At 72.6% G+C, this 21,711-nt stretch carries 18 protein-coding genes; 12 read left to right on the forward strand and 6 right to left on the reverse strand.

The features are described 5' to 3' along the window. Positions 1–2: 2 nt before the first annotated feature. Positions 3–578 carry a DinB family protein gene (locus ASH01_RS15880; protein WP_156415620.1) on the reverse strand — a complete coding sequence of 192 codons (576 nt, stop codon included), beginning with the start codon at positions 576–578 and terminating at the stop codon, positions 3–5. A 61-nt stretch (positions 579–639) separates the two neighbouring features. On the opposite strand from ASH01_RS15880, the gene ASH01_RS15885 reads away from it, so the two are divergent. Further along, positions 640–1,623, forward strand: coding sequence for a helix-turn-helix transcriptional regulator (locus tag ASH01_RS15885; RefSeq protein WP_056777936.1), 984 nt, complete (start codon positions 640–642; stop codon positions 1,621–1,623). A gap of 193 nt (positions 1,624–1,816) precedes the next feature. Here ASH01_RS15885 and ppc read toward each other — a convergent pair whose 3' ends face one another. Next, positions 1,817–4,654 (reverse strand): phosphoenolpyruvate carboxylase, encoded by a 2,838-nt coding sequence (gene ppc, locus ASH01_RS15890; protein WP_056777940.1) that lies wholly within the window; start codon positions 4,652–4,654, stop codon positions 1,817–1,819. A 196-nt stretch (positions 4,655–4,850) separates the two neighbouring features. On the opposite strand from ppc, the gene rsmI reads away from it, so the two are divergent. Further along, entirely contained in the window at positions 4,851–5,681 is an 831-nt protein-coding gene (gene rsmI, locus ASH01_RS15895) for a 16S rRNA (cytidine(1402)-2'-O)-methyltransferase (protein WP_056777943.1), read from the forward strand. 131 nt (positions 5,682–5,812) lie between these two features. Next, positions 5,813–6,238, forward strand: coding sequence for an OsmC family protein (locus ASH01_RS15900; RefSeq protein ID WP_056777946.1), 426 nt, complete (start codon positions 5,813–5,815; stop codon positions 6,236–6,238). Between the two features lie 99 nt (positions 6,239–6,337). On the opposite strand, the gene ASH01_RS15905 is transcribed toward ASH01_RS15900, so the two are convergent. Beyond that, on the reverse strand, positions 6,338–6,769 hold the full coding sequence (locus ASH01_RS15905; protein ID WP_056777951.1) for an SRPBCC family protein: 432 nt from the start codon (positions 6,767–6,769) through the stop codon (positions 6,338–6,340). Between the two features lie 132 nt (positions 6,770–6,901). Here ASH01_RS15905 and metG point away from each other — a divergent pair, with 132 nt between their 5' ends. The 7 genes from metG to ASH01_RS15940 all read left to right on the forward strand — a co-directional run bounded on the left by metG (position 6,902) and on the right by ASH01_RS15940 (position 15,540). Then, positions 6,902–8,821: a methionine--tRNA ligase gene (metG, locus tag ASH01_RS15910; RefSeq protein WP_056777954.1), complete on the forward strand. Its 1,920-nt coding sequence runs from the start codon at positions 6,902–6,904 to the stop codon at positions 8,819–8,821. Next, the gene (locus tag ASH01_RS15915; protein WP_056777957.1) at positions 8,818–9,699 is read left to right on the forward strand and encodes a TatD family hydrolase; all 882 of its coding nucleotides are present in this window, start codon (positions 8,818–8,820) and stop codon (positions 9,697–9,699) included. The genes metG and ASH01_RS15915 overlap by 4 nt, the downstream gene beginning before the upstream one ends. Before the next feature lie 185 nt (positions 9,700–9,884). Further along, positions 9,885–11,051, forward strand: coding sequence for a resuscitation-promoting factor (locus ASH01_RS23925; protein WP_056777960.1), 1,167 nt, complete (start codon positions 9,885–9,887; stop codon positions 11,049–11,051). Positions 11,052–11,199: 148 nt separating this feature from the next. After that, positions 11,200–12,123 (forward strand): 16S rRNA (adenine(1518)-N(6)/adenine(1519)-N(6))-dimethyltransferase RsmA, encoded by a 924-nt coding sequence (gene rsmA / locus ASH01_RS15925; protein ID WP_056777966.1) that lies wholly within the window; start codon positions 11,200–11,202, stop codon positions 12,121–12,123. A 30-nt stretch (positions 12,124–12,153) separates the two neighbouring features. Then, positions 12,154–13,098, forward strand: coding sequence for a 4-(cytidine 5'-diphospho)-2-C-methyl-D-erythritol kinase (locus ASH01_RS15930; RefSeq protein ID WP_056777969.1), 945 nt, complete (start codon positions 12,154–12,156; stop codon positions 13,096–13,098). Positions 13,099–13,244: 146 nt separating this feature from the next. Further along, on the forward strand, positions 13,245–15,116 hold the full coding sequence (locus ASH01_RS15935; RefSeq protein WP_056777972.1) for an ABC-F family ATP-binding cassette domain-containing protein: 1,872 nt from the start codon (positions 13,245–13,247) through the stop codon (positions 15,114–15,116). A gap of 61 nt (positions 15,117–15,177) precedes the next feature. Next, positions 15,178–15,540, forward strand: coding sequence for a glyoxalase (locus ASH01_RS15940; protein WP_156415621.1), 363 nt, complete (start codon positions 15,178–15,180; stop codon positions 15,538–15,540). Between the two features lie 22 nt (positions 15,541–15,562). On the opposite strand, the gene ASH01_RS15945 is transcribed toward ASH01_RS15940, so the two are convergent. Further along, positions 15,563–16,096 carry a MarR family winged helix-turn-helix transcriptional regulator gene (locus ASH01_RS15945; protein ID WP_056777977.1) on the reverse strand — a complete coding sequence of 178 codons (534 nt, stop codon included), beginning with the start codon at positions 16,094–16,096 and terminating at the stop codon, positions 15,563–15,565. A 55-nt stretch (positions 16,097–16,151) separates the two neighbouring features. Here ASH01_RS15945 and ASH01_RS15950 point away from each other — a divergent pair, with 55 nt between their 5' ends. Beyond that, the gene (locus ASH01_RS15950) at positions 16,152–17,042 is read left to right on the forward strand and encodes a methyltransferase domain-containing protein (RefSeq protein ID WP_056777980.1); all 891 of its coding nucleotides are present in this window, start codon (positions 16,152–16,154) and stop codon (positions 17,040–17,042) included. A gap of 10 nt (positions 17,043–17,052) precedes the next feature. Here ASH01_RS15950 and ASH01_RS15955 read toward each other — a convergent pair whose 3' ends face one another. Next, on the reverse strand, positions 17,053–18,534 hold the full coding sequence (locus ASH01_RS15955; protein WP_056777982.1) for a cryptochrome/photolyase family protein: 1,482 nt from the start codon (positions 18,532–18,534) through the stop codon (positions 17,053–17,055). Between the two features lie 583 nt (positions 18,535–19,117). Here ASH01_RS15955 and ASH01_RS15960 point away from each other — a divergent pair. After that, positions 19,118–20,908 carry a sigma-70 family RNA polymerase sigma factor gene (locus tag ASH01_RS15960; RefSeq protein WP_056777983.1) on the forward strand — a complete coding sequence of 597 codons (1,791 nt, stop codon included), beginning with the start codon at positions 19,118–19,120 and terminating at the stop codon, positions 20,906–20,908. Between the two features lie 134 nt (positions 20,909–21,042). Here ASH01_RS15960 and ASH01_RS15965 read toward each other — a convergent pair whose 3' ends face one another. After that, positions 21,043–21,648, reverse strand: coding sequence for a TetR/AcrR family transcriptional regulator (locus tag ASH01_RS15965; protein ID WP_020144953.1), 606 nt, complete (start codon positions 21,646–21,648; stop codon positions 21,043–21,045). Between the last annotated feature and the right edge of the window lie 63 nt (positions 21,649–21,711).

The raw sequence follows: 21,711 nt of genomic DNA on the forward strand, positions 1-21,711 counted from the left end.
TCTCAGTCGTTGCGGTGGGCGTAGAGGTCACGGAGCAGCGCGATCTCTGCGCCGTGGTGGATGAGCTCACGGTTGATGTGGAGGACGAGCTCGACGCGCGGGTGCTCGGCCCAGGGGCCCTCGCTCGGTCCGCAGGGCTCGGCGAGCGCGGCCTCGTCCCAGCCCCGGGCGCCTGCGGTCCAGGCGGCGAAGGCCGCGTCGACCTGGGCCAGGGCCTCGTCGGCGGTGCCGGCGTAGTCGAAGGTGAGGTAGTCGACCTCGGGGCCGCCGAAGTGGCTGTGCACCCGGGCGCCGAGGACGCCGACGACGATGTGCGCGAGCCGCCAGGCGATCGTCGTGACGGGTGCGGGGACGGGCTCGGGGTGGGCGAAGTCGATGGTCAGCGCACCACTGCCGCCTTGGATCTCGGTCGTGCCCTGTCCGCGCGGGTGGACGTTCCACGCGCCGGGAGTCGGCTCCCAGAGGTACTCCTCGTCGGTCAGTCCCTCGAGGCGGGGGCGCAGCTGGTTGGTCCAGTGCCGGGCGGCTTGGTCGACGAGGGCCGAGGTCCAGTCGATGGAGGTCTGTGTCGTGGTCATGGCTCGACCCTCCCAGCCATATAGGACAGTTCCTGTCCGCAGAGGCTGTCATGCTCGAGCCATGTCCACGACGTCCGACAGCGGCTCCGGCACGACGGCCCGCGTGCTGCGCCTGCTCGACCTGCTCCAGAGCCGACCCGTCTGGAGTGGCACCGAGCTCGCCGACCGCCTGGGCGTCACGACCCGGAGCGTGCGCCGCGACGTCGAGCGGCTGCGCGACCTCGGCTACCCCGTCAACGCCGCCCACGGAGCCGGTGGCGGCTACCAGCTCGGCGCCGGGCGACGCCTGCCACCGCTCCTGCTCGACGACACCGAGGCCGTCGCCGTCGCCGTCTGCCTCCGGCTCGCGGCCGGTGGCACGGTCGAAGGGCTCGGGGAGGCAGCGGTGCGCACGCTCGCCAAGCTCGACCAGGTGCTGCCGGGGCGGCTACGCGCGCAGGTCGAGGCCATCCACGAGGCCACCGTGACGCTCGACGGTGGCGCCGCGCCGGTCGATGCGGCGACCCTCCTGCTGCTCGCGCGTGCCTGCCGCGAGACGGAGCGGGTCACCTTCGCGTATGCCGGCCCGCGCGGTTCGGGGGAACGCCGCGTCGAGCCCTACCGCCTCGTCGCCACCGGACGCCGCTGGTACCTGCTCGCCTACGACCTCGACCGCGAGGACTGGCGCACCTTCCGGCTCGACCGGATGGCCGATGCCGACACCCGCGGCTGGCGCTTCCGCCCGCGCGACGACGCGCCCGACGCCGCCGAGCACGTGCAGCGGGCGATCAGCCGCGACGCGTACGACCACGTCGCCCGAGTGCGCATCGAGGCGCCGAAGTCGTCGGTGGACCAGCAGGTCCCGCCATCGGTCGGCACGGTGACGGCAGACGGCCCCGACCGCTGCATCTTCGAGGCCGGCGGCAACCACCTCGGCGCGATGGCGATGCATCTGGGTGCCCTGCCGTGGGAGATGACCGTGCTCGACCCGCCGGAGCTGCGCGAGGTCATGCGCGAGCAGGCGGCCCGGATGCTCCGCGCCGTGGGAGACCCCGCCACCGGCTGACCGGGCCGGTGCGCTCGTCGGGCCCGACGGCATACGCGACCACACGCAGTCGAGTGAGCGCCCCGTCCCACACGAGTGAGCGCCCCGTCCCACACGACATCCGTGTTGCGCAGACGATCTGAGACCGCCCGCGGAGTTGGGGTTAGGCGCTCACTCGAGTGTGGTTGGGCGCTCACTCGAGTGTGGTCGGGGGTCAGCCGGTGTTGCGCAGGCCAGCGGCGATGCCGTTGATCGTCAGGAGCAGTGCGCGCTGCACGTCCGCATCCGGCTCGACGTCGTCGGGCACCGCGCGCGACCGGGCGAGGAGCGAGGTCTGCAGCGCGTGGAGCGGGGCGAGGTAGCTGTCGCGCAGGTCGAGCGTGCGCCGCAGGACGGGGGCCGCCTCGAGCAGCTCCTTCTGACCCGTGACCCGCAGCACCTCCTCGACCGTCCGCGCGTGCTCCTCGCGGATCGTGTCGAAGACCCCGGCGACGTCGTCGGGCACGAGGGCCCGCACGTAGCCGGCGGCGATGTCGAGGTCCGACTTCGCGAGCGTCATCTGGACGTTGGACAGGAACGTGCGGAAGAAGGCCCACGAGCCGTACATCTCGCGCAGCGTCTTCTCGCGGCCGTCCTCGCGAGCCGCGGCGAGACCGGAGCCGACGCCGAACCAGCCCGGCAGGATGATCCGCGACTGGGTCCAGCCGAAGACCCACGGGATGGCGCGGAGGTCTTCGAGCCCGCCCTCGCCGCCGGGTCGCTTGGAGGGCCGCGAGCCGATGTTCATCTTGCCCAGCTCGTCGACCGGCGTCGCCGACACGAAGAAGGGCACGAGCCCGGGGTCGCGCACGAGGGAGCGGTAGGCGTCCTGGCCACGACCCGCGACGAGGTCCATCGTGCCGTTCCAGCCGTCGAGGACGTCCTGGGGGAGCAGCGACCTCCGGTGCAGGACCGAGGCCTCGAGCACCGCGGCGAGGGCGACCTCGAGGTTGAATCGCGCGAGTCCGGGCAGGGTGTACTTGTCGCTGATGACCTCGCCCTGCTCGGTGATCTTGATCGGGCCGTCGAGGCTGCCGTAGGGCTGGGAGAGGATCGCCTCGCCGGTCGGGCCGCCGCCACGTCCGACCGAACCGCCGCGGCCGTGGAAGAGCCTCAGGACGACGCCGTGCTGGCGGGCGACGTCGCGCAGGGCGCGCTGGGCCCGGTGGATCTGCCACTGCGAGGCGGCGATCCCGGCGTCCTTCGAGGAGTCGGAGTAGCCGAGCATGATCTCCTGCACGTCCCCGCGGGCCGAGACGACACGGCGGTACGACGGGTCGGACAGCAGTGCGTCGAGGAGCGGTCCGGCGGCCTCGAGCTCGGCGACGGTCTCGAAGAGCGGCGCGAATCCGATGCGCGCGCTGGCCGGCGTCGAGTCGGTGCCCGTGTCGACGAGGCCTGCCTCACGGGCCAGCACGACGACGGCGAAGAGGTCGTCGACGTCGTGGGTCATCGACACGATGTAGGTCTCGATCGCCTCGGGGCCGTAGGTGTCGAGCGCTCTCACGATCGCCGCCATGAGTGACAGGGACGCCTGCGCGGCGTCGCCGACGTCGTGGACGCCGACACCGGTGAGCGGACGGCGCGAGGCCATCTCGCGGGACAGCACCGTGATGCGTGCGGCGTGGTCGAGCTCGTTGTAGGGCGTGTCGAGGCCGCCGATGCGGTCGTAGAGGTCGGCGAGGGCGGCGTGGTGCTTCGCGCTGTGCTCGCGCACGTCGAGCGTCGCGAGGCCGGTGCCGGTGGCGACGGCCGCGCGGATGAGGCGCAGGATCGCACCGTCCGCCGTCAGCGTGTCACCGGCCGCGAGCATCGAGTCGCGCATGAGGACGAGGTCGTCGAGCAGCTCGTCGAAGCCTGCGTAGTCGCGGCCGGGCTCGTGCGCGGTCCCGTGGGTGAGGCGGTCGCGCGTGCGCAGCAGCCGCACGCGCACGAAGCTGAGCTTGAGGCGGTAGGGCTCCTCCGCGTTGAGCCGGCGCACCGCGTCATACGTCACCGGCAGGGCCTCGGCGTCGCGCTCGAGGCTCTCGCCCAGGGCGTCGCTGACCTCGACGAAGCGGGTCGACGACGACAGCTCGTGAAGCATGTGGTCGAGCTTCTCGACGAGCTCGGCGAGGCCGGCGTCGTGCTGCATGCCGATGACCGCGAGGGTGACCTCGGGCGTGACGTTGGGGTTGCCGTCGCGGTCGCCGCCGGCCCAGGCGCCGAAGCGCAGCGGCCGGGCCGACGGTGGCAGCTCGACGCCGATGCCGGCGAGCGTCCGGTCGAGCTCGGCGAGCAGGTCGGGCACCACCTGGTCGGCGAGGAAGCGGAGGGTGTGCATCGCGGTGCGGGCCTCGTCGGTCGGCTCGGGCCGGACGATCCGCAGCTCGTCGGTCTGCCACATCATGTCGACGAGCTCGGCCAGCCGGCGCTCGGCACGCGGCCCGTCGGAGACGGGTCGGCGCGGGTCCTCGAGCTCGTCGACGGTCACGGCGATCCGCCGGAGCAGGTTGAGGACGGTGCGTCGCGTCGCCTCGGTGGGGTGCGCGGTGAAGACGGGGCGGTACTCCAGTCGGGCGAGGATCGACTCGAGCTCGGCGCGCTCGAGGCTCCCGGCCTCGAGCGCGTCCCCGATCCGTCCGACCGTCGCTGCCAGCGGGGTCTGCTCGACCGCGCTCAGCTCCTGCCAGCGGTGCAGCTGCTCGGTGACGTTGACGAGCTGGAAGTAGGCCGTGAAGGCCCGGGCCAGCACGACGGCGGTCGGGGCGTCGACGCCCTCGAGGAGCGCGCGCAGCTCGTCGTCCTCGGGCTCGCGGGCCAGCCCACGCACCTTCTCGACGAGGGCGAGCAGGTCGGCTCCCTCGTGGCGTTCGAGGGCCTCGCCGAGCAGCGCGCCCAGCTGGCGCACGGACGCGCGGAGGGCGGCGTGCTGCTGCGCCGACGAGACTCCGGAGGCGAACGTCGCGGCGTTCGGCTCGCGTCGGTCGGCCTCGAGGAGCTGCTCGGTCGTGGCGGGGCCCTGGCTCGTCATGGGTCTGTCGTACCGCGTCGAGGTTTCGTCGGCGTTTCGAGTCCACGATGGGGACCATCTCGTGGACACCGAAGTCCACCACGTGGACGGTTGTCGGGGTCGTCCGCGGCTCGTGACCTCGACGAGCCGCCACCTGGCGGGTTGTGGTGACGCGCGGTCGTGACGGGGCGCGTCGGTGCCCTGCGAGGATGACGGCATGACCACCGGCACCCTCGTCCTCGCGGCCACCCCGATCGGCGACCCACGGGACGCGGCCCCCCGACTGGGGCAGGAGCTCGCCACCGCAGACGTCGTCGCGGCCGAGGACACCCGTCGTCTGCGCCGCCTGCTCACCGACCTCGCCGTGACCCCGACCGGGTCGGTCGTCAGCTACCACGAGCACAACGAGGCCGCCCGGACGCCCGACCTCGTCGCCCGGCTCGTCGCCGGCGAGCGCGTCGTCGTGGTCACCGACGCCGGTATGCCGTCCGTCTCCGACCCCGGCTACCGTCTCGTCGCCGCTGCGGTCGACGCGGGCGTACGCGTCACGTGCGTCCCCGGACCGAGCGCGGTCCTCATGGCGCTGGCGGTCTCGGGCCTCCCGGTCGACCGCTTCTGCTTCGACGGCTTCCTCCCGCGCAAGCCGGGCGAGAAGGCGAAGGTCCTCGCCGAGGTCGCCGACGAGCGGCGCACCATCGTCTTCTTCGAGGCGCCGCACCGGCTCCCGGAGACGCTCGCCGCGATGCGCGACGCCTTCGGTCCCGACCGGCGGGCCGCCGTGTGCCGCGAGCTGACGAAGACGTACGAGGAGGTCCGACGCGGCACGCTCGACGAGCTCGTCGCGTGGGCCGAGGGCGGCGTCAAGGGCGAGATCACCGTCGTCGTGGCCGGTGCCGAGCGGGTGGTGCCCTCCCTCGAGGAGGCCGTGGCCGGCATCCGCACGCGGGTGAAGGAGGGGGAGCGGCTCAAGGACGTCGCCGCCGACGTCGCGGCGCGCACGGGGCTGTCCAAGAAGGCGCTCTACGACGCGTCGCTCGCCGCTCGCTGACCGCCCCGCCGGGCCGTCTCGACAGGCGAACCCCTTGCCTCCCGGGGAACAGCGGGCAAGGCTGCTCTCGTTCCCTCTTCGGAGGCCGGCGACCGTCCGGCCGAGTCGACAGCACAGCGAAGGAGCAAGGCATGGGCACCACTCGCACCGCCAGCACGCACTGGGAGGGCTCGCTCTTCGAGGGCTCCGGCCAGGTCAGCCTCGAGAGCTCGGGCATCGGCACCTACGACGTCAACTGGCCCTCGCGGGCGGAGTCGTCGAACGGCAGGACGAGCCCCGAGGAGCTCATCGCCGCCGCGCACTCCTCGTGCTACTCGATGGCGCTGTCGAACGGTCTCGCGCAGGCCGGCACGCCCCCGACGACGCTCGACACGACCGCCAACGTCACGTTCGTCCCCGGCACGGGCATCACCGAGATCGTGATCAGCGTCGTCGGTGACGTGCCCGGCATCTCGGCCGAGGACTTCCAGGCCGCCGCCGAGGACGCCAAGGCCAACTGCCCGGTGAGCCAGGCGCTCAAGGCCGTGCCGATCTCGCTCGAGGCCCGCCTCGGCTGAGCCCGCGCCGCTGCGGCCCCGCACGCCATCGGCGCCGACCCCTCCGGGTCGGCGCCGATTCCGTTGTGGGTCAGGGCCGCTCGTAAAGGCGCGGAGCCCTCAGTCCGACTCGACGGTCGACTTCAGCGCCTCGAGCATGCCCTGCCAGCTCTGCGAGAACTGGTCGGCCTGCTCCTGCGAGTCGTTGCCGTCCTGCTCGAGCGCCAGCGTGGTGCGGCCGTCCCTCGTCGGGGTCAGCGTGTAGGTGACGGTGTGGTAGTTCTCGGGCCGGTCCTCCTGGCCCATGAGCGGGCTGTAGTGCGTCATCGAGAGACGGTGGCCCTCCTCGACCTCGAGCACCTCGCCCTTGTCCTCGTAGGGCTTGCCCTCCATCTCGCCCTGCCAGGTGATCGGACTGCCCACCTGCCAGTCGGTGGTGAGGGTGGTGCCGGCCATCCACGACCTCACCCGGTCCGGCTCCGTCAGGGCGCCCCAGACGGCACGCGGCGGTGCGTCGACGATGACCTCTGCCTGTGCGATGTGTCCAGTCATGCCTCTGTCGTACCGCAGGAGGGCGTCTCGCGCCAGAAGGAAGCCGCCAGCGCGACCGCGCCGGAGCGGGCGACGGGGCCGACGGCATACTCCCGCGCGGCGCCGCGCGGGGCCCGCCTAGGATTGCTCGCCATGAGCCATGTCCTGTCTGCCGTCGCCTGGCCGTACACCAACGGCCCGCGCCACATCGGCCACGTGGCCGGTTTCGGCGTGCCCTCCGACGTCTTCAGCAGGTACATGCGGATGGCCGGGCACGACGTCCTCATGGTCTCCGGCACCGACGAGCACGGCACGCCGATCCTCGTCCTCGCCGAGGAGGAGGGGCTGACGCCGCAGGAGCTCGTCGACAAGTACAACGCCGTCATCGCCCAGGACCTCGCCGACCTCGGCCTGTCCTACGACCTCTTCACCCGCACGACGACGCGCAACCACTACGCCGTCGTGCAGGAGATGTTCCGTCAGGTCCACGCCAACGGCTACATGATCGAGCAGACGACGCGCGGCGCCATCAGCCCGTCGACGGGCCGCACGCTGCCCGACCGCTACATCGAGGGCACGTGCCCGATCTGCTCCTTCCCCGAGGCCCGCGGCGACCAGTGCGACAACTGCGGCAACCAGCTCGACGCCGACGAGCTGATCAACCCGCGCAGCAAGATCAACGGTGAGACGCCCGAGTTCATCGAGACGCAGCACTTCTTCCTCGACCTGCCGGCCCTCGCCGGTGCGCTCGGCGAGTGGCTCGCGGGCCGTGAGGCGTCGGGCACGTGGCGGCCCAACGTCATCAAGTTCTCCGAGAACCTCCTCAAGGACGTCCGCCCCCGCGCGATGACCCGTGACATCGACTGGGGCATCCCCGTTCCGCTCGAGGGCTGGGAGGACAACCCGAGCAAGCGCCTCTACGTCTGGTTCGACGCCGTCATCGGCTACCTCTCGGCGTCGATCGAGTGGGCCCGCCGCGTCGGCGCCCCGGAGCGGTGGCGCGAGTGGTGGAACGACCCGTCGGCCGTGTCCTACTACTTCCAGGGCAAGGACAACATCACCTTCCACAGCCAGATCTGGCCGGCCGAGCTGCTCGGCTACGCCGGCAGGGGTGACAAGGGCGGCGAGCCGGGGGAGTACGGCGTGCTCAACCTGCCCACCGAGGTCGTGGCCTCCGAGTTCCTCACCCTCGAGGGCAAGCAGTTCTCGACGAGCCGCAAGCACGTCATCTACGTCCAGGACATCGTCGCGCGCTACGGCCCCGACCCGATCCGCTACTTCATCTGCGCCGCCGGCCCCGAGAACCAGGACGCCGACTTCTCCTGGGCCGAGTTCGTCCAGCGCAACAACAGCGAGCTCGTCGCCGGCTGGGGCAACCTCGTCAACCGCACGGCCGCGATGATCGCCAAGAGCTTCGGCGAGATCCCGAGGGCGTATGCCGTCGAGCCCGTCGACGAGGAGCTGCTGGCCACGGTGCGGGGCGCGTTCGCGACCGTCGGCGCCTCCCTCGAGCGGCACCGGCAGAAGGCCGCCCTCGCCGAGGTCATGCGGGTCGTGGGGGAGGCCAACGCGTACGTCTCGAAGACCGAGCCGTTCAAGCTCAAGGGCGACGACGAGCGCGAGCGCCTCTCGACGGTGCTGCACACGCTGGCCCAGGCCGTCTCAGATATCAATACGCTGATCTCACCCTTCCTGCCCCACGCGGCGAACCGCGTCCACGCCGTCCTCGGCGGCGAGGGCGAGTTCATGCCGATGCCTCGTCTGGAGGTCGTCGCCGACCTCGACGACGACGCCCGGAGCTACCCGGTCATCACCGGCGAGTACTCCGCGACGCCCCGGTGGGAGTCGCGTCCGGTCGTCGTCGGGACGCCCGTCGCCAAGCCGTCCGGCGTCTTCGTCAAGCTCGACGCCGAGCAGGTCGTCGAGGACGAGCGCGCCCGCCTCGGCGACAGCGCGCCGGGCGGCACGCGGCACCACACCGACCCGCTCGCCGCGCCGAAGATGAGTGCGCCGAAGGGCGCCGGTCGGGGTGCCGGGAGCGCCACCGTCGCCGACGAGGCACCGACCGTATGACCTCGCACGCGTCGGGGCAGCGGGGCCTGCCGGAGACGGCGCCGGACCCGCTGCCCATCGACGTCGTCGACAACCACGTCCACCTCGACATCACCCGCGAGGGTGACGAGCCGTTCGACGTCGCCGACGCGATCAAGGCCGCCCGCGCCGTCGGTGTGACCCGTCTCGTCCAGGTCGGGTGCGACCTCGACGGGATCCGCTTCACCATGGACGCCATCGACGCCCATGACGAGCTGGTCGGCGGAATCGCCTTGCACCCCAACGAGGTTCCACGCCTCGCGGCGGACGGTCGGCTCGAGGAGGCGTACGCCGAGGTGGAGCGCTGCGCGGCCCACGACCGCATCCGCGTCATCGGTGAGACCGGTCTCGACTACTTCCGCACCGGCCCCGAGGGGGTGCCGGTGCAGCAGGACGGCTTCCGCTGGCACATCGACCTCGCCAAGCGGCTCGGCAAGGCCCTGCAGATCCACGACCGCGACGCCCATGCCGACGTGCTCCGGATCCTCGGGGAGGAGGGGGCGCCCGAGCACACGGTGCTGCACTGCTTCTCCGGCGACCTGACGATGGCGCGCGAGTGCGTCGACCGGGGCTACTACCTCAGCTTCGCGGGCACCGTGACCTTCAAGAACGCGCGCGGCCTGCGTGACGCGCTGACCGCGATCCCGCTCGACCGGATCCTCGTCGAGACCGACGCGCCCTACCTCGCTCCGGCCCCGCACCGGGGTGCCACGAACGCCTCGTTCCTCGTGCCCGTGACGGTCCGGGCGATGGCCGCGGTGCTCAACATCGACGTCCCCGCGCTGTGTCGAGCGGTCTCGGAGAACAGCGAGCGGGTCTACGGCCCGTGGGGTGCGGAGCGAAGCGGGCAAACCGTCTAGCGCACTGCAGAACGTCGCGTCCACCGACACCGGTCTCCGTTACCGAAATTTGACCTTTCCGTGGTGTGTCGGTCACTGTGGACGACTGTTGGCCGGTTGCCACCCCGCATCGACCTCCTTCCGACGACGTGAGGAGGACGGATCGAGAGCGCGTTGCACCCGGGTCGTTCGACGTTCGGAGTGTTTTGATTTCTCGCAACGCCAAGATCCTGGCCGCCGCTGGCGCGGCCGTCGTCCTCACCGGTGGCGCCGTCGGCGCGACCCAGCTCGACAAGGCCGTCAACCTCTCCGTGGACGGCACGGCCAGCTCGGCCCACGTCTTCGGCAGCACGGTCGGCGACGTCCTCGACAGCCAGGGGATCGCGGTCAAGCCGGGCGACGTCGTCGTCCCTGCCGCGGACGCCCCCATCAGCGACGGCGACACGATCACCGTCAAGTACGCCCGCCTGCTGACCCTCACGGTCGACGGCAAGACGCGTCAGCTGCGCACGACCGAGACCACGGTCGACGGAGCGCTCCTCGCGCTCGGCCTCCGCGGTGAGGGTGCCCGCCTGTCGGTCTCCCGTTCGCAGACCATCGGTCGCCAGGGCCTGACCGTCAGCATCGTCACTCCCAAGGCCGTCACGGTCGTGGTCGACGGCAAGACGACGAAGAAGACGATCGCCGCGGCAACCGTCGGCGAGGCGCTGACGCAGCTCGGCGTCCGTGTCGGCAAGGCCGACAAGGTCAACCCGCCGGTCACGACCCGCCTCACCTCGGGTGCCAAGATCGCCGTCCAGCGCGTGCAGACCAAGGACAAGAAGGTCAACGAGTCCATCGCCTTCGGCACGACGAAGAAGAAGACGAGCGACCTCTACGCCGACCAGACCAAGGTCTCGCGTGCCGGTGTCGCCGGCGTGCGCACCGTCACGGTCCGCACCACCGTCGTCGACGGCAAGGTCGTCTCCACCAAGGAGATCTCCTCGAAGGTGACCAAGGCGCCCGTCGACCGCATCCTGCTCGTCGGCTCCAAGGCCCGCCCGGCCGCTGCCCCGCGCACGACGAGCACCGGCAGCACCGGCAGCACCGGCAGCACCGGCAGCACCGGTGGCTCCACCTCGGGTGCGGGCATCAACCTGGCCCGCGCGGCCATGTGGGACAGCATCGCCCAGTGCGAGTCGACCGGTAACTGGCACATCAACACCGGCAACGGCTACTACGGAGGCCTGCAGTTCCTCACCTCCACGTGGCTCGCCTACGGCGGTGGCGACTTCGCCTCCCGCGCCGACCTCGCCTCGCGCGAGCAGCAGATCACCGTGGCCAACCGCGTCTACGCCGACAACGGCACGTCGCAGTGGCAGTGCAAGGCCTGACCTGACGCCAGGCGTTGCCCTGCACGAGAGGCCCCCGACCGTCACGGTCGGGGGTCTCGTCCGTTCGTCGACGGGCGCGCGAGCGAGCGGGGCCGTGACACCCGCCCGGCGGCATACGCCATCGGGCACGGCCCCATAGGGTGAGCGCATGAGCAAGAAGGACGCGCCGGCCGTCGACGATGCCGCGCTCCTCGGGCCGGCACAGGTGCGTGAGCTCGCCGAGCGTCTCGAGGTGCGGCCGACGAAGCAGTGGGGCCAGAACTTCGTCGTCGACGCCAACACGGTGCGCAAGATCGTCCGGGTGGCCGGCGTGGGACCGCACGACGTCGTCGTCGAGGTCGGCCCCGGGCTCGGCTCGCTCACCCTCGCGCTCCTCCCGGTCGTCAAGCACGTCACGGCCGTCGAGGTCGACCCGCGGCTCGCGGGGGCGCTCGAGGAGACCGTCCGCTCGCTCCAGCCGGAGAACGCCGACAAGCTGCGCCTCGTCGCGGCCGACGCGCTGACGATCACGAAGCTCCCCGGCCCCGACCCCACCGCGCTCGTCGCCAACCTGCCCTACAACATCTCGGTCCCCGTCGTGCTCTCCTTCCTGCAGCACTTCCCGACGATCGAGCGCGTCCTCGTCATGGTGCAGCTCGAGGTCGCCGAGCGGCTCGCGGCCAAGCCGGGCAGCAAGATCTACGGCGTCCCGAGCCTCAAGGCCGCGTGGTACGCCGACGTCGACCTGGCCGGGCGGGTCGGGCGCAACGTCTTCTGGCCGGCGCCCAACGTCGACTCGGGCCTCGTCGCGCTGCGCCGGCGCAAGCCGCCGAAGACGACCGCGAGCCGCGAGGACGTCTTCCGCTGCATCGACGCGGCGTTCCTCCAGCGACGCAAGTCCCTGCGTGGGGCGCTCGCGTCCTGGGCGGGGTCCGCAGACGCCGCCGAGCAGGCGCTCGTCACGGCCGGGGTCGACCCGCGCACCCGCGGCGAACAGCTCGACATCCTGACCTTCGCGCGCATCGCGGAGGCCCGACCGGAGGGCGTGCGTCCCGCCGAGCCGCGCGCACGCCGTCGGGGCCATACGTCCTGACGCCGACGGGTCGGCCCATAGGGTGGGCGCATGACTGTCGCTCCGACCCTGCCCGGCGCGGTGACCGTGCGGGTCCCGGCCAAGGTCAACCTCGAGCTGCGCGTCGGTCCCCGGCGCGCTGACGGCTTCCACGCGCTCGCGACCGTCTACCAGGCGGTCTCGCTGCACGACGAGGTCTCCGTCGCGCGCTGGGACGAGTGGCAGGTCGTCGCCGCGGGAGCGTATGCCGACCGCATCCCCACCGACGGAGCCAACCTCGCCGTCCGCGCCGCCCGTCTCGTCGCCGACCGCTGGGACGTCGACGAGCGCCTCTCGATCCGCATCGACAAGGACATCCCGGTCGCGGGGGGCATGGCCGGCGGGTCCGCCGACGCGGCCGCCACCCTCGTGGCGTGCGACCAGCTGTGGGGCCTCGGCCTCGACCGCGACGAGCTCGCCGAGCTCGCGGCCACCCTCGGCAGCGACGTGCCGTTCATCCTCTCCGGCGGCAACGCCATGGGCTCGGGCCGCGGCGAGCAGCTCGCGCCGGTGCTGGCCCGCGGCACCTTCCACTGGGTCTTCGCCATCAGCGACACCGGACTGTCGACCCCGGAGGTGTATGCCGAGTGCGACCGCCTGCGCGAACGAGACGGCGTCGACGTGCCCGAGCCGCAGGTCAGCTCCGGGCTCATGGCCGCCCTGCGCTCGGGTGACCCGGCCCTGCTCGGCGCGGCCCTGCACAACGACCTCGAGCCGGCCGCCTTCTCGCTCCGCCCCCAGCTGCGCGAGCTGCGTGACGCGGGCGTCGAGTTCGGCGCGCTCGGCGGCATCGTGTCGGGCTCGGGCCCGACCGTCGCCTTCCTCACCGAGAGCCACGAGGCCTCGCTCGACCTGTCGGTGTCGCTCGCGGCCTCCGACCTCTGCCGCAACCTGCGACGCGCCAAGGGCCCGGTCCACGGCGCCCACGTCGTGGCGACGCCTCGCCACGCCGACTGAGCCACGGGGGCTCGACGGTGGGCTGCCGGCTCATTGACGCCGGAGCGCTGCGGCAACCCCTGAGCGGGACCGGCGACGCTGCGCGTGACCGGCATCGCTGAGCGGGATTCGGCGGCCGCCCGCGCAGGCCGTAGGGTCAGTCAGCGATGGCAAACCTGATCTCCCTCGAGCGCGTGTCGCTCGTCTTCGGCACGTCCCACGTCCTCGACGACGTCAGCCTCGGTGTCCTCACGGGCGACCGCATCGGCGTCGTCGGCGTCAACGGCGGTGGCAAGTCGACCCTGTTGCGCGTCATGGCCGGCCTGCAGGAGGCCGACTCGGGCCGCATCACCAAGCAGGGCGGCGCCGATGGCATCCGCATCGGCATGCTCGCCCAGGAGGACGCGCTCGACCCCGAGTGGACGATCCGCGAAGCGGTGCTCGGCGACCTGCCCGAGCACGTCTGGGCCGGCGACCCCCGCATCCGCGACGTCCTGACGGGCCTGCTCGGCGGCATCGAGGCGCAGAACGTCGGTGGCCTCGACAGCCGCGTCGGCCCGAAGTCCGGTGGCGAGCGTCGCCGGCTCGCGCTGGCCCGCCTGCTCGTCTCGGACCCCGAGCTGCTCCTGCTAGACGAGCCGACGAACCACCTCGACGTCGAGGGCGTCGCGTGGCTCGCGGACCACCTCGCGACGAAACGACCCCGACCCGGCAACGCGACCGTCGCCATCACCCACGACCGCTGGTTCCTCGACGCCTACGCGACGAACACGTGGGAGGTCGAGGGTGGCAAGGTCAGCGCCTTCGAGGGAGGGTATGCCGCGTACGTCCTCGCCAAGGCCGAGCGCGACCGCCTCGCCGGGGTCGTCGCCGACCGCCGCTCCAACCTCATGCGCAAGGAGCTCGCGTGGCTGCGCCGCGGGGCGCCCGCGCGCACGAGCAAGCCGAAGTTCCGCATCGACGCGGCCAACGCGCTGATCGCCGACGAGCCCGCCCCGCGCAACAGCGTCGAGCTCGCGTCGTTCGCGAGCCGACGCCTCGGCAAGGACGTGCTCGACCTCGAGGACGCCACGGTGTCCGTGGGCGAGCCGCCGCACGAGCGCCGCCTCCTCGACCACGTGACGTGGCGGCTCGCGCCGGGGGAGCGCATCGGCATCGTCGGGGTCAACGGCGCCGGCAAGTCGACCCTCCTGCGCGCGCTGACGGGTGAGATCCCGCTCGACGCCGGCCGCCGCAAGATCGGCAAGACCGTCGCCATCGCCCACCTCACGCAGGAGGTGCGCGAGCTCGAGCGCTTCGAGCAGTGGCGGGTCATCGAGGCCATCGAGGACGTCAAGCAGTGGACGACTCTCGGCGACAAGGAGATCAGTGCGAGCCAGCTCGCGACGCGTCTCGGCTTCCCCGGCGGTCGCCAGCAGGCGCGGGTCGGCGACCTCAGCGGCGGCGAGCGACGCCGGCTCCAGCTGACCCGCCTGCTGCTCACGGAGCCCAACGTCCTCATCCTCGACGAACCGACCAACGACCTCGACATCGAGACGCTGACCTCGCTCGAGGACGTCCTCGACGGCTGGGCCGGCACCCTCGTCGTCGTCTCGCACGACCGCTACCTGCTCGAACGGGTGGCCGACAAGCAGCTGGCCCTGCTCGGGGACGGCAAGGTGCGCGAGCTGCCGGGCGGCGTCGAGGAGTACCTCCGGTTGCGCACGGCGGACATCGCGGCCCAGGTCGCACGCGCGGCCGCGCCCGCGGCCCCGAGCAGTGGCGCGGCTGCCCCATCGAGCTCGCCGGACGGCATACCTGCTCAGGCTGCGGCAACCGCGAGCCCGGCCGAGGTGCGCGAGGCGCGCAAGTCGATGGCGCGCATCGAGAAGCAGCTCTCGCGGTTGCAGGACCGTGAGGAGCGCCTGCACGGCGACATGGCCGAGAAGGCCACCGACCCTGCGGCCCTCGCCGACCTCAACGCGAAGCTGCAGGCCGTCGTCACCGAGCGCGAGGACCTCGAGCTCGAGTGGCTCGAGGCCGCGGAGGTCGTCGGCTGACTGTCTGAACCCGGGTCGCCGGGCTCTTGAAAGTATCTTGATGTCAAGATACTTTGGGGGGATGGAGATGTTCCTGCACCACGTCCAGGTGTCCGGTCCGGCCGGGTGCGAGGACGCCATGCGCGACTTCTACGTCGGCGCCCTCGGGATGATCGAGGTCGACAAGCCCGAGCGGCTCCGGGCCCGCGGCGGCGCGTGGTTCCGGGCCGGCTCCGCCGAGGTGCACGTCGGCATCGAGAAGGGTTTCGTCCCGGCGCGCAAGGCCCACCCCGGCATCGCGGTGGGTGACGTCGCCGCCCTCGCGCTCGCCGTCGGGCAGGCGGGGGCGCCGGTGACGTGGGACGAGAACATCCCGGGCCTGCGCCGCTTCCACACCACCGACCCCGTCGGCAACCGGCTGGAGTTCCAGCAGGCGCAGCGGTGACCGGGTGAGGACCTCAGCCGTGCTAGTCGCGACGCGTCTCGCGGGTCTCCCGGGTCTCGAGCGGGGCCAGCATCCGCCGCAGCAGCCCGGCCAGCTGGGTCCGGTCGGTCGCCGACAGCTCCGAGAGCAACGACTTCTCCTGCTCGATGAGGTCGGCCATCGCCGAGTCGACGACGTCGCGACCCGCCGGGGTCAGGCGCACGAGCACGCCGCGCCGGTCACCGGGGTCGGGACGCCGCTCGACGAAGCCGCTGCGCTCGAGTCGGTCGACGCGGTTGGTCATCGTCCCCGACGTGACGAGGGTCTGCTGCACGAGCTGGCCGGGCGACAGCTCGTAGGGCTCGCCGGCCCGGCGCAGCGCCGACAGCACGTCGAACGCCCACCCGTCGAGCAGGTGCTCGGAGAACGCCGAGCCGCGGGCGAGGTCGAGCCGGCGCGCGAGCCGCGACACCCGCGAGAGCACCTCGAGCGGCGACACGTCGAGGTCGGGGCGCTCCCGGCGCCAGGCCGCGACGATCTCGTCGACATCGTCGGCGGGCCTGCGGTCGGCGCTCATGCCCCCAACTGTAGTCGCCGTCAAGACTCTTGACATCGAAAGAAAGCGAGACGACATGACCGAGCCCACGACCCCGCCTGCGGCTGATGCAGCCGATCCTGGCCCCGACCGTCCCGTCGCCCCGGGCGCTGCCGCTCGCTCGGCCGACTCCGCCTGGGACCCGCGGCAGTATGCCGTCTTCGCCGGCCACCGCGGCCGCCCCTTCGCCGACCTGCTGGCGCGCGTCGACGCCGACGACCCCGCGCTCGTCGTCGACCTCGGCTGCGGGCCCGGCGAGCTGACGCTCGGGCTCGCCCACCGCTGGCCCGGCGCACGGATCATCGGCGTCGACAGCTCTCCCGAGATGCTCGAGCGCGCCCGGGCCCTCGACGCCGACGGCCGCGTCGAGTGGGTCGAGGCGAGCGCCGAGGACTGGGACCCCACCGAGTCCGGCGGGTCGGTCGACGTCCTCGTCACGAACGCCACGCTCCAGTGGGTCCCGAGCCACCTGCGCCTCATCCCCTCGTGGCTCGAGAGCCTCGCGCCCGGAGGCACGTTCGCCATGCAGGTCCCCGCGAACTTCGACGCGCCGTCGCACCGCCTCATGCGCGAGGTCGCCGCGCACCACCCCCGCGCCGACGACCTGCGCCCGGGCCTCGACCGGGCCCAGGCCGTGGCCCGCCCGGAGACCTATGCCGCCCTCCTGCTCGACCGCGCCGCCGACGTCGACGTGTGGCAGACGACGTACCAGCACGTGCTCACCGCCGAACCCGACAGTCCGCACCCGGTGCTCGAGTGGGTGCGGGGCACCGGCCTGCGCCCGGTGCTCGGCGTCCTCGACGGCGCCGAGCGAGACGCCTTCGTCACGGACTACGAGCGCGAGCTCGAGACGGCATACCCCCGTCGTGCGTTCGGCGTGCTCTTTCCCTTCACGCGGACGTTCGCCGTGGCCCGCACCCCGCGTTGACGATCTCGCCTCAGGGCGCTCCGTCACCGCGGTGCCGCTCCTGCGCGACGACCTCCGTGAGGTCGGCCAGGCGCCGGCGCTGCTGCAAGGGTCGGGCCATCCGGTGGTTGCCCTCGAGACGTTCGGCGTTGCGGTCGAGGTAGGCCCAGTAGCCGGCGGTGAAGGGGCAGGCGTCGTCGCCGACCCGCTTCCTGGGGTCGTAGCGACAGCCGCCGCAGTAGTCGCTCATCCGGTTGATGTAGGCGCCGCCCGAGACGTAGGGCTTCGTCGCCATCGCTCCGCCGTCGGCGTGCTGGCTCATCCCGACGACGTTGGCCGGCATGACCCAGTCGTAGCCGTCGACGAACCGCGTCTGGAACCACTCGGTCAGCGCGTCGGGGTCGTAGCCGCGCTGCGCCGCCCAGTTGCCGAGCACCATGAGGCGCGGGATGTGGTGCACCCAGCCGCGGTCGCGCACGCCCGCCACCGCGTCCTGCAGGCAGGCGGCGTCGACGGCGTCGGCGTCGAGCCGGTCGAACCAGTCCGGCAGTGGCGACCGGACCTGCAGGGCGTTGCGGCGGCGGTAGGTCGGGCCGAAGTGCCAGTAGAGGTGCCAGACGTACTCACGCCAGCCGATGACCTGGCGCACGAAGCCCTCGACCGACGCGAGCGGTGCGTCGCCGTCGCGGTAGGCCTGCACGGCGCGGTCGGCGACCTCGACCGGGTCGAGCAGCCCGAGGTTGAGTGGCACGGACAGGAGGCTGTGCGCCATGGCCCAGTCGCCGCGGAGCATCGCGTCCTCGTGCGGACCGAAGGCCCCGAGTCGGTGCGTGACGAACCGTTCGAGGGCCGCCAGGGCCTCGCGACGGGTCACGGCGAAGAGGCGTGGCCCGTCGACGCCGGTGGGTCGGACGTGGCCCTCGCGCGTCCAGCGGTCGAGGTCGTCGCGCACCTCGGCGTCGATGTCGTCCTCGCGCGGCTGGTAGGGCGCGGGCACATCGAGCCGCTCGGCTCCCTTGGGCGGGGGCTCGCGGTTGTCCTCGTCGAACGACCACCGTCCGCCGACGGGGCGGTCGCCCTCGACGAGCAGGTCGAGCCGCTGCCGCTGGAAGCGGTAGAAGTCCTCCATCCGCAGCCGTCGCCGCCCGTCGGCCCACCGGGCGAAGTCCTCGCGCGACAGGCTGTAGCCAGGCGTCGGGTCGACGGACTCGACCATCCCCGTGGCGAGCAGGCGGCGCACGAGGCGCTCGGCGGCATACGACGTCGGCTCGTGGACCCGCACGGGCTCGCCCATCTCGCGCAACGCCTCGGTGTAGGTGTCGGTGCGCAGGAGCACGGCGGAGTCACCGAGCTCGGCGGCTCGGTGGCGCAGCGCCGAGAGCACGAGGTGCAGCTTCTGACGGTGGAACGGTCGTCGCCCCAGCGCCCGACGGCTCTCGACGAGCAGGACGCCTCCGCGGCCCACGTCGAAGTGCGGGCCGAGCTGGTCGGCGAAGAGCCAGCGCCTCGTCATCGGGTCGGCGTCGTCAGGGGCACGGCCTCATCATGGCCGAGGCCGGCGACAGCGGGGGGCCTGCGCACGGGCGGGGAGGGCGCCGGGTCGCCGGGTAAACCGCCGGTCTCGCCGGGTTAAGGCCCCGGTCTCGTCGAGGCCAGCCGTCTCGCTCGAGGAGAAAGTCTGGGTCAATTTCCGGCATTTCGACCCATTTCGGCAAACCGTGTCATGAAATGGGTCCCGGCACGTCATACAGATGACGGCACCGCAGGGGTCTCCCGCTTGGTCAGGGGAGGGAGTGACCCCTACGGGTTTGTCTTCGGTGGTGCCGCCAGGTTTCGTCCTTCCGCGTGGTTTCGTGGAGGGGATCATTCGGAAGGACGAAACCTGCCCACCGCGCGTCGAGGCAGACCCCGAAGGGGGTGCCACCGCAGGGCCCGATCCGGACTGTTTCGTCCTGATCTCGCACACGCCCGCGCTCCGACTCGACGCCCGCCCCGCTGCTTGGCAGACTGACCCGCACCGGGGCAGTAGAAGGGCGAAAGGGTTGTCGGCAGACGCGACCTTGTGGTCGAGCGAGGCATGGGCCTCGGCCCCTGACGTGTCCCTCCTCGTCCGGACCCGAGAAGGCTCGGCCGAGGCGTTCGGTGAGCTGTGGCGTCGCCACCTGCCGGCTGCGTATGCCGTCGCGGGACGTCACCGTGGCCGCTCGGCCCCGGAGGACATCGTCGCCGAGGCCGCCGCGCGCGTCCTCGCGCTGATCCGCGCGGGCAAGGGACCCGACGAGCACTTCCGGGCCTACTTCCTCTCCGCCGTGCGGTCCGTCGCCATCGACCAGGGCCGCCGCGACCTGCGGGTCGTGCCGACCGAGGCCGACGACCTCGAGGTTCTCGCCGAGCCGGCCGACGACCCCTTCGAGGGCCTCGCGACCGACGACGAGGGGCTCGCCCTCGTCCGGGAGGCCTTCGCCGGGCTCTCCGAGCGCGACCAGCGCGTGCTGTGGCACACCACGGTCGAGGGCGCCGCGCCGCGCGCCGTCGCGCCGGCCCTCGGCATGACCGCCAACGCCGTCAGCGTTCGCGCCATGCGGGCCCGCGAGTCGCTCCGGGCGCTCTACCTGGACGCCCTGGCCGAGCGCGGCCTCGCCGCCGCTGACACCGACGAGTGCCGCTGGACCGTGACCCACCTCGGGGCGCTCGTCCGAGGGCGCCTGCCCAAGCGGCAGACCGAGCGCGCCGAGGCGCACGTCGCCGAGTGCCCGCACGCAGCGACCATCGCGGCCGACCTGAGGGTCATCCGCGACGGGTTCCCGGCGCTCATCGTCCCGCTCGCGCTGCTGGCCGGTCTCGGCACGCCTGGATTCCTCAGTGTCCCCGCCGTCGTCGGCCTCTCCGGTGGCGCCGGAGCGGCGGGCTTCGCCGGGTTCACCGGCGGCGCGGGGGGGCCCGCCCCGGGCGCGGGGGGTGCGGCTCAGCCTGTGCCGTCGCCCTCCTCCTCTTCATCCGCCGGGTCGGGGGCCGATGCCGTCGCCCAGGTGGCGAGCCGGGTCACCGGTCTCGTGGCCGGGCTCGCCGTCTCGGCCGGGGTCGCGGGGGCGCTGGCACTGCCCGGTGCCTCGCTCGCGGCGCCCTCGGCGACGGCCTCCCCGGTTCCGAGTGCGACGGCCTCGAGCGCCGCACCCGGGGCCGGCGCGGGAAGCGGCGCCGGCGCCGTCCCGAGTGCTTCCCCACGAGCCGTCGGCAGCTCACTGCCGATCTCCCCGACCGGCCTGCCCACCCGGACCATCAGCGCCTCGCCCATCCCGTCGGCGGCGACTCGGACGTCGACGTCGTCGGGCGACGTGGCGCGTGACCCGGGCAGCACGCCCTCGACGGTCGGCGGCACCCCGGTCCCTCGAGGCGGGACGTCGGCCGAGAGCGGTGGCGCGACCCCAGCGACTCCGGCGCCCCCGACGGGCACGGCCACCGGACGGCCGACGACGCCTCCGGCCACCACGCCGCCGGCCCCGCCGACGACGAGACCTCCGTCCCCCAGCCCGACACCCCCGGCGCCGACCACGACGCCCCCGGCGCCCCCGCCGGGTGGCGTCGCGCCCACCATCACGGTCCGCCTCGTGTCCGGACGCGACCCGGCGCGGATCTCCGTACGCGTGCGCTCCCAGGTCGAGGGCTCGATGACGGTACGCATCAGCAACGCGTCGGGCGCCGGGACGCTCTCCGTGCGCAACTCCAGCTGGACGTGCGCCCAGATGAGCACGTCCGCGGTGCGGTGCGCGGGGGAGCGGGGCCAGGCCCTGCTCGAGCAGTCCGGCACCGGAGCGACCCAGGCTGTCGTCGTGCGCGTCACCGACGCCGCCGGCGACACCTGGACCGAGACCCTCCGCCCCACCTGACCCCACCCCCTCCTCGAGTGAGCGCCCGACCACAGTCGAGTGAGCCCGTCGTCCCATCCGTCACAGGAGGGGTGGGACGAGTGGGTCAGGGCGCTCACTCGTGTGGGACGGGGCGCTCACTCGAGGTGGGTTGGTCAGCGGTGGGGGACCGTGACGAGCCGCGGCGTGCGGTCGAGGCCCGAGAGCCCGTTCCAAGCGAGGTTGACCAGGTGCGCGGCGACCTGGTCCTTCTTGAACTTGCGCCGGTCGAGCCACCACTGCCCCGTGAGGGCCACCATCCCGACGAGCATCTGCGCGTGGATCGGTGCCGACCTGGGGTCGAGGCCGCGCTGCTTGAACTCGGCGGCGAGCAGGTGCTCGACCTGCACCGCGACGTCACCGAGGACGCTCGCGAACGACCCGGTCGACTGGCCCGGTGGCGAGTCCCGCACGAGAATGCGGAAGCCCGACGGGTCTCTCTCGATGTAGTCGAGCAGGGCGAGCGTGGCCCGCTCGAGCAGGACCCGCGCGCCTTCCGGCTCCTCGAGCGCCGTGCTGATGCCGCCCATCAGTGCCTGGATCTCACGGTCCACGACGACGGCGTAGAGGCCCTCCTTGCCGCCGAAGTGCTCGTAGACGACCGGCTTGGAGACGCTCGCCTTGGCAGCGACCTCCTCGACCGTCGTCGCCTCGAAACCCTTGTCGGCGAAGAGCTTGCGCCCGACGGCGATGAGCTGCTCGCGGCGTTCCGGGCCGGTCATCCGGGCGCGAGGGCGGGAGCGGTCGGCGCGGTCTGAGCGGTCGGCGGTCACGCCGCCATTGTG

This window comes from Terrabacter sp. Soil811 (genome assembly GCF_001429655.1).
Taxonomy (GTDB): Bacteria; Actinomycetota; Actinomycetes; order Actinomycetales; family Dermatophilaceae; genus Terrabacter.

Excerpts from the sequence above, each read along its gene's own strand:
- ASH01_RS15880 (WP_156415620.1), bottom strand. The coding sequence starts at position 578 with ATGACCACGACACAGACCTCCATCGACTGGACCTCGGCCCTCGTCGAC.
- ASH01_RS15885 (WP_056777936.1), top strand. The coding sequence starts at position 640 with ATGTCCACGACGTCCGACAGCGGCTCCGGCACGACGGCCCGCGTGCTG.
- ppc (WP_056777940.1), bottom strand. The coding sequence starts at position 4,654 with ATGACGAGCCAGGGCCCCGCCACGACCGAGCAGCTCCTCGAGGCCGAC.
- rsmI (WP_056777943.1), top strand. The coding sequence starts at position 4,851 with ATGACCACCGGCACCCTCGTCCTCGCGGCCACCCCGATCGGCGACCCA.
- ASH01_RS15900 (WP_056777946.1), top strand. The coding sequence starts at position 5,813 with ATGGGCACCACTCGCACCGCCAGCACGCACTGGGAGGGCTCGCTCTTC.
- ASH01_RS15905 (WP_056777951.1), bottom strand. The coding sequence starts at position 6,769 with ATGACTGGACACATCGCACAGGCAGAGGTCATCGTCGACGCACCGCCG.
- metG (WP_056777954.1), top strand. The coding sequence starts at position 6,902 with ATGAGCCATGTCCTGTCTGCCGTCGCCTGGCCGTACACCAACGGCCCG.
- ASH01_RS15915 (WP_056777957.1), top strand. The coding sequence starts at position 8,818 with ATGACCTCGCACGCGTCGGGGCAGCGGGGCCTGCCGGAGACGGCGCCG.
- rsmA (WP_056777966.1), top strand. The coding sequence starts at position 11,200 with ATGAGCAAGAAGGACGCGCCGGCCGTCGACGATGCCGCGCTCCTCGGG.
- ASH01_RS15930 (WP_056777969.1), top strand. The coding sequence starts at position 12,154 with ATGACTGTCGCTCCGACCCTGCCCGGCGCGGTGACCGTGCGGGTCCCG.
- ASH01_RS15935 (WP_056777972.1), top strand. The coding sequence starts at position 13,245 with ATGGCAAACCTGATCTCCCTCGAGCGCGTGTCGCTCGTCTTCGGCACG.
- ASH01_RS15940 (WP_156415621.1), top strand. The coding sequence starts at position 15,178 with ATGGAGATGTTCCTGCACCACGTCCAGGTGTCCGGTCCGGCCGGGTGC.
- ASH01_RS15945 (WP_056777977.1), bottom strand. The coding sequence starts at position 16,096 with ATGAGCGCCGACCGCAGGCCCGCCGACGATGTCGACGAGATCGTCGCG.
- ASH01_RS15950 (WP_056777980.1), top strand. The coding sequence starts at position 16,152 with ATGACCGAGCCCACGACCCCGCCTGCGGCTGATGCAGCCGATCCTGGC.
- ASH01_RS15955 (WP_056777982.1), bottom strand. The coding sequence starts at position 18,534 with ATGACGAGGCGCTGGCTCTTCGCCGACCAGCTCGGCCCGCACTTCGAC.
- ASH01_RS15965 (WP_020144953.1), bottom strand. The coding sequence starts at position 21,648 with ATGACCGGCCCGGAACGCCGCGAGCAGCTCATCGCCGTCGGGCGCAAG.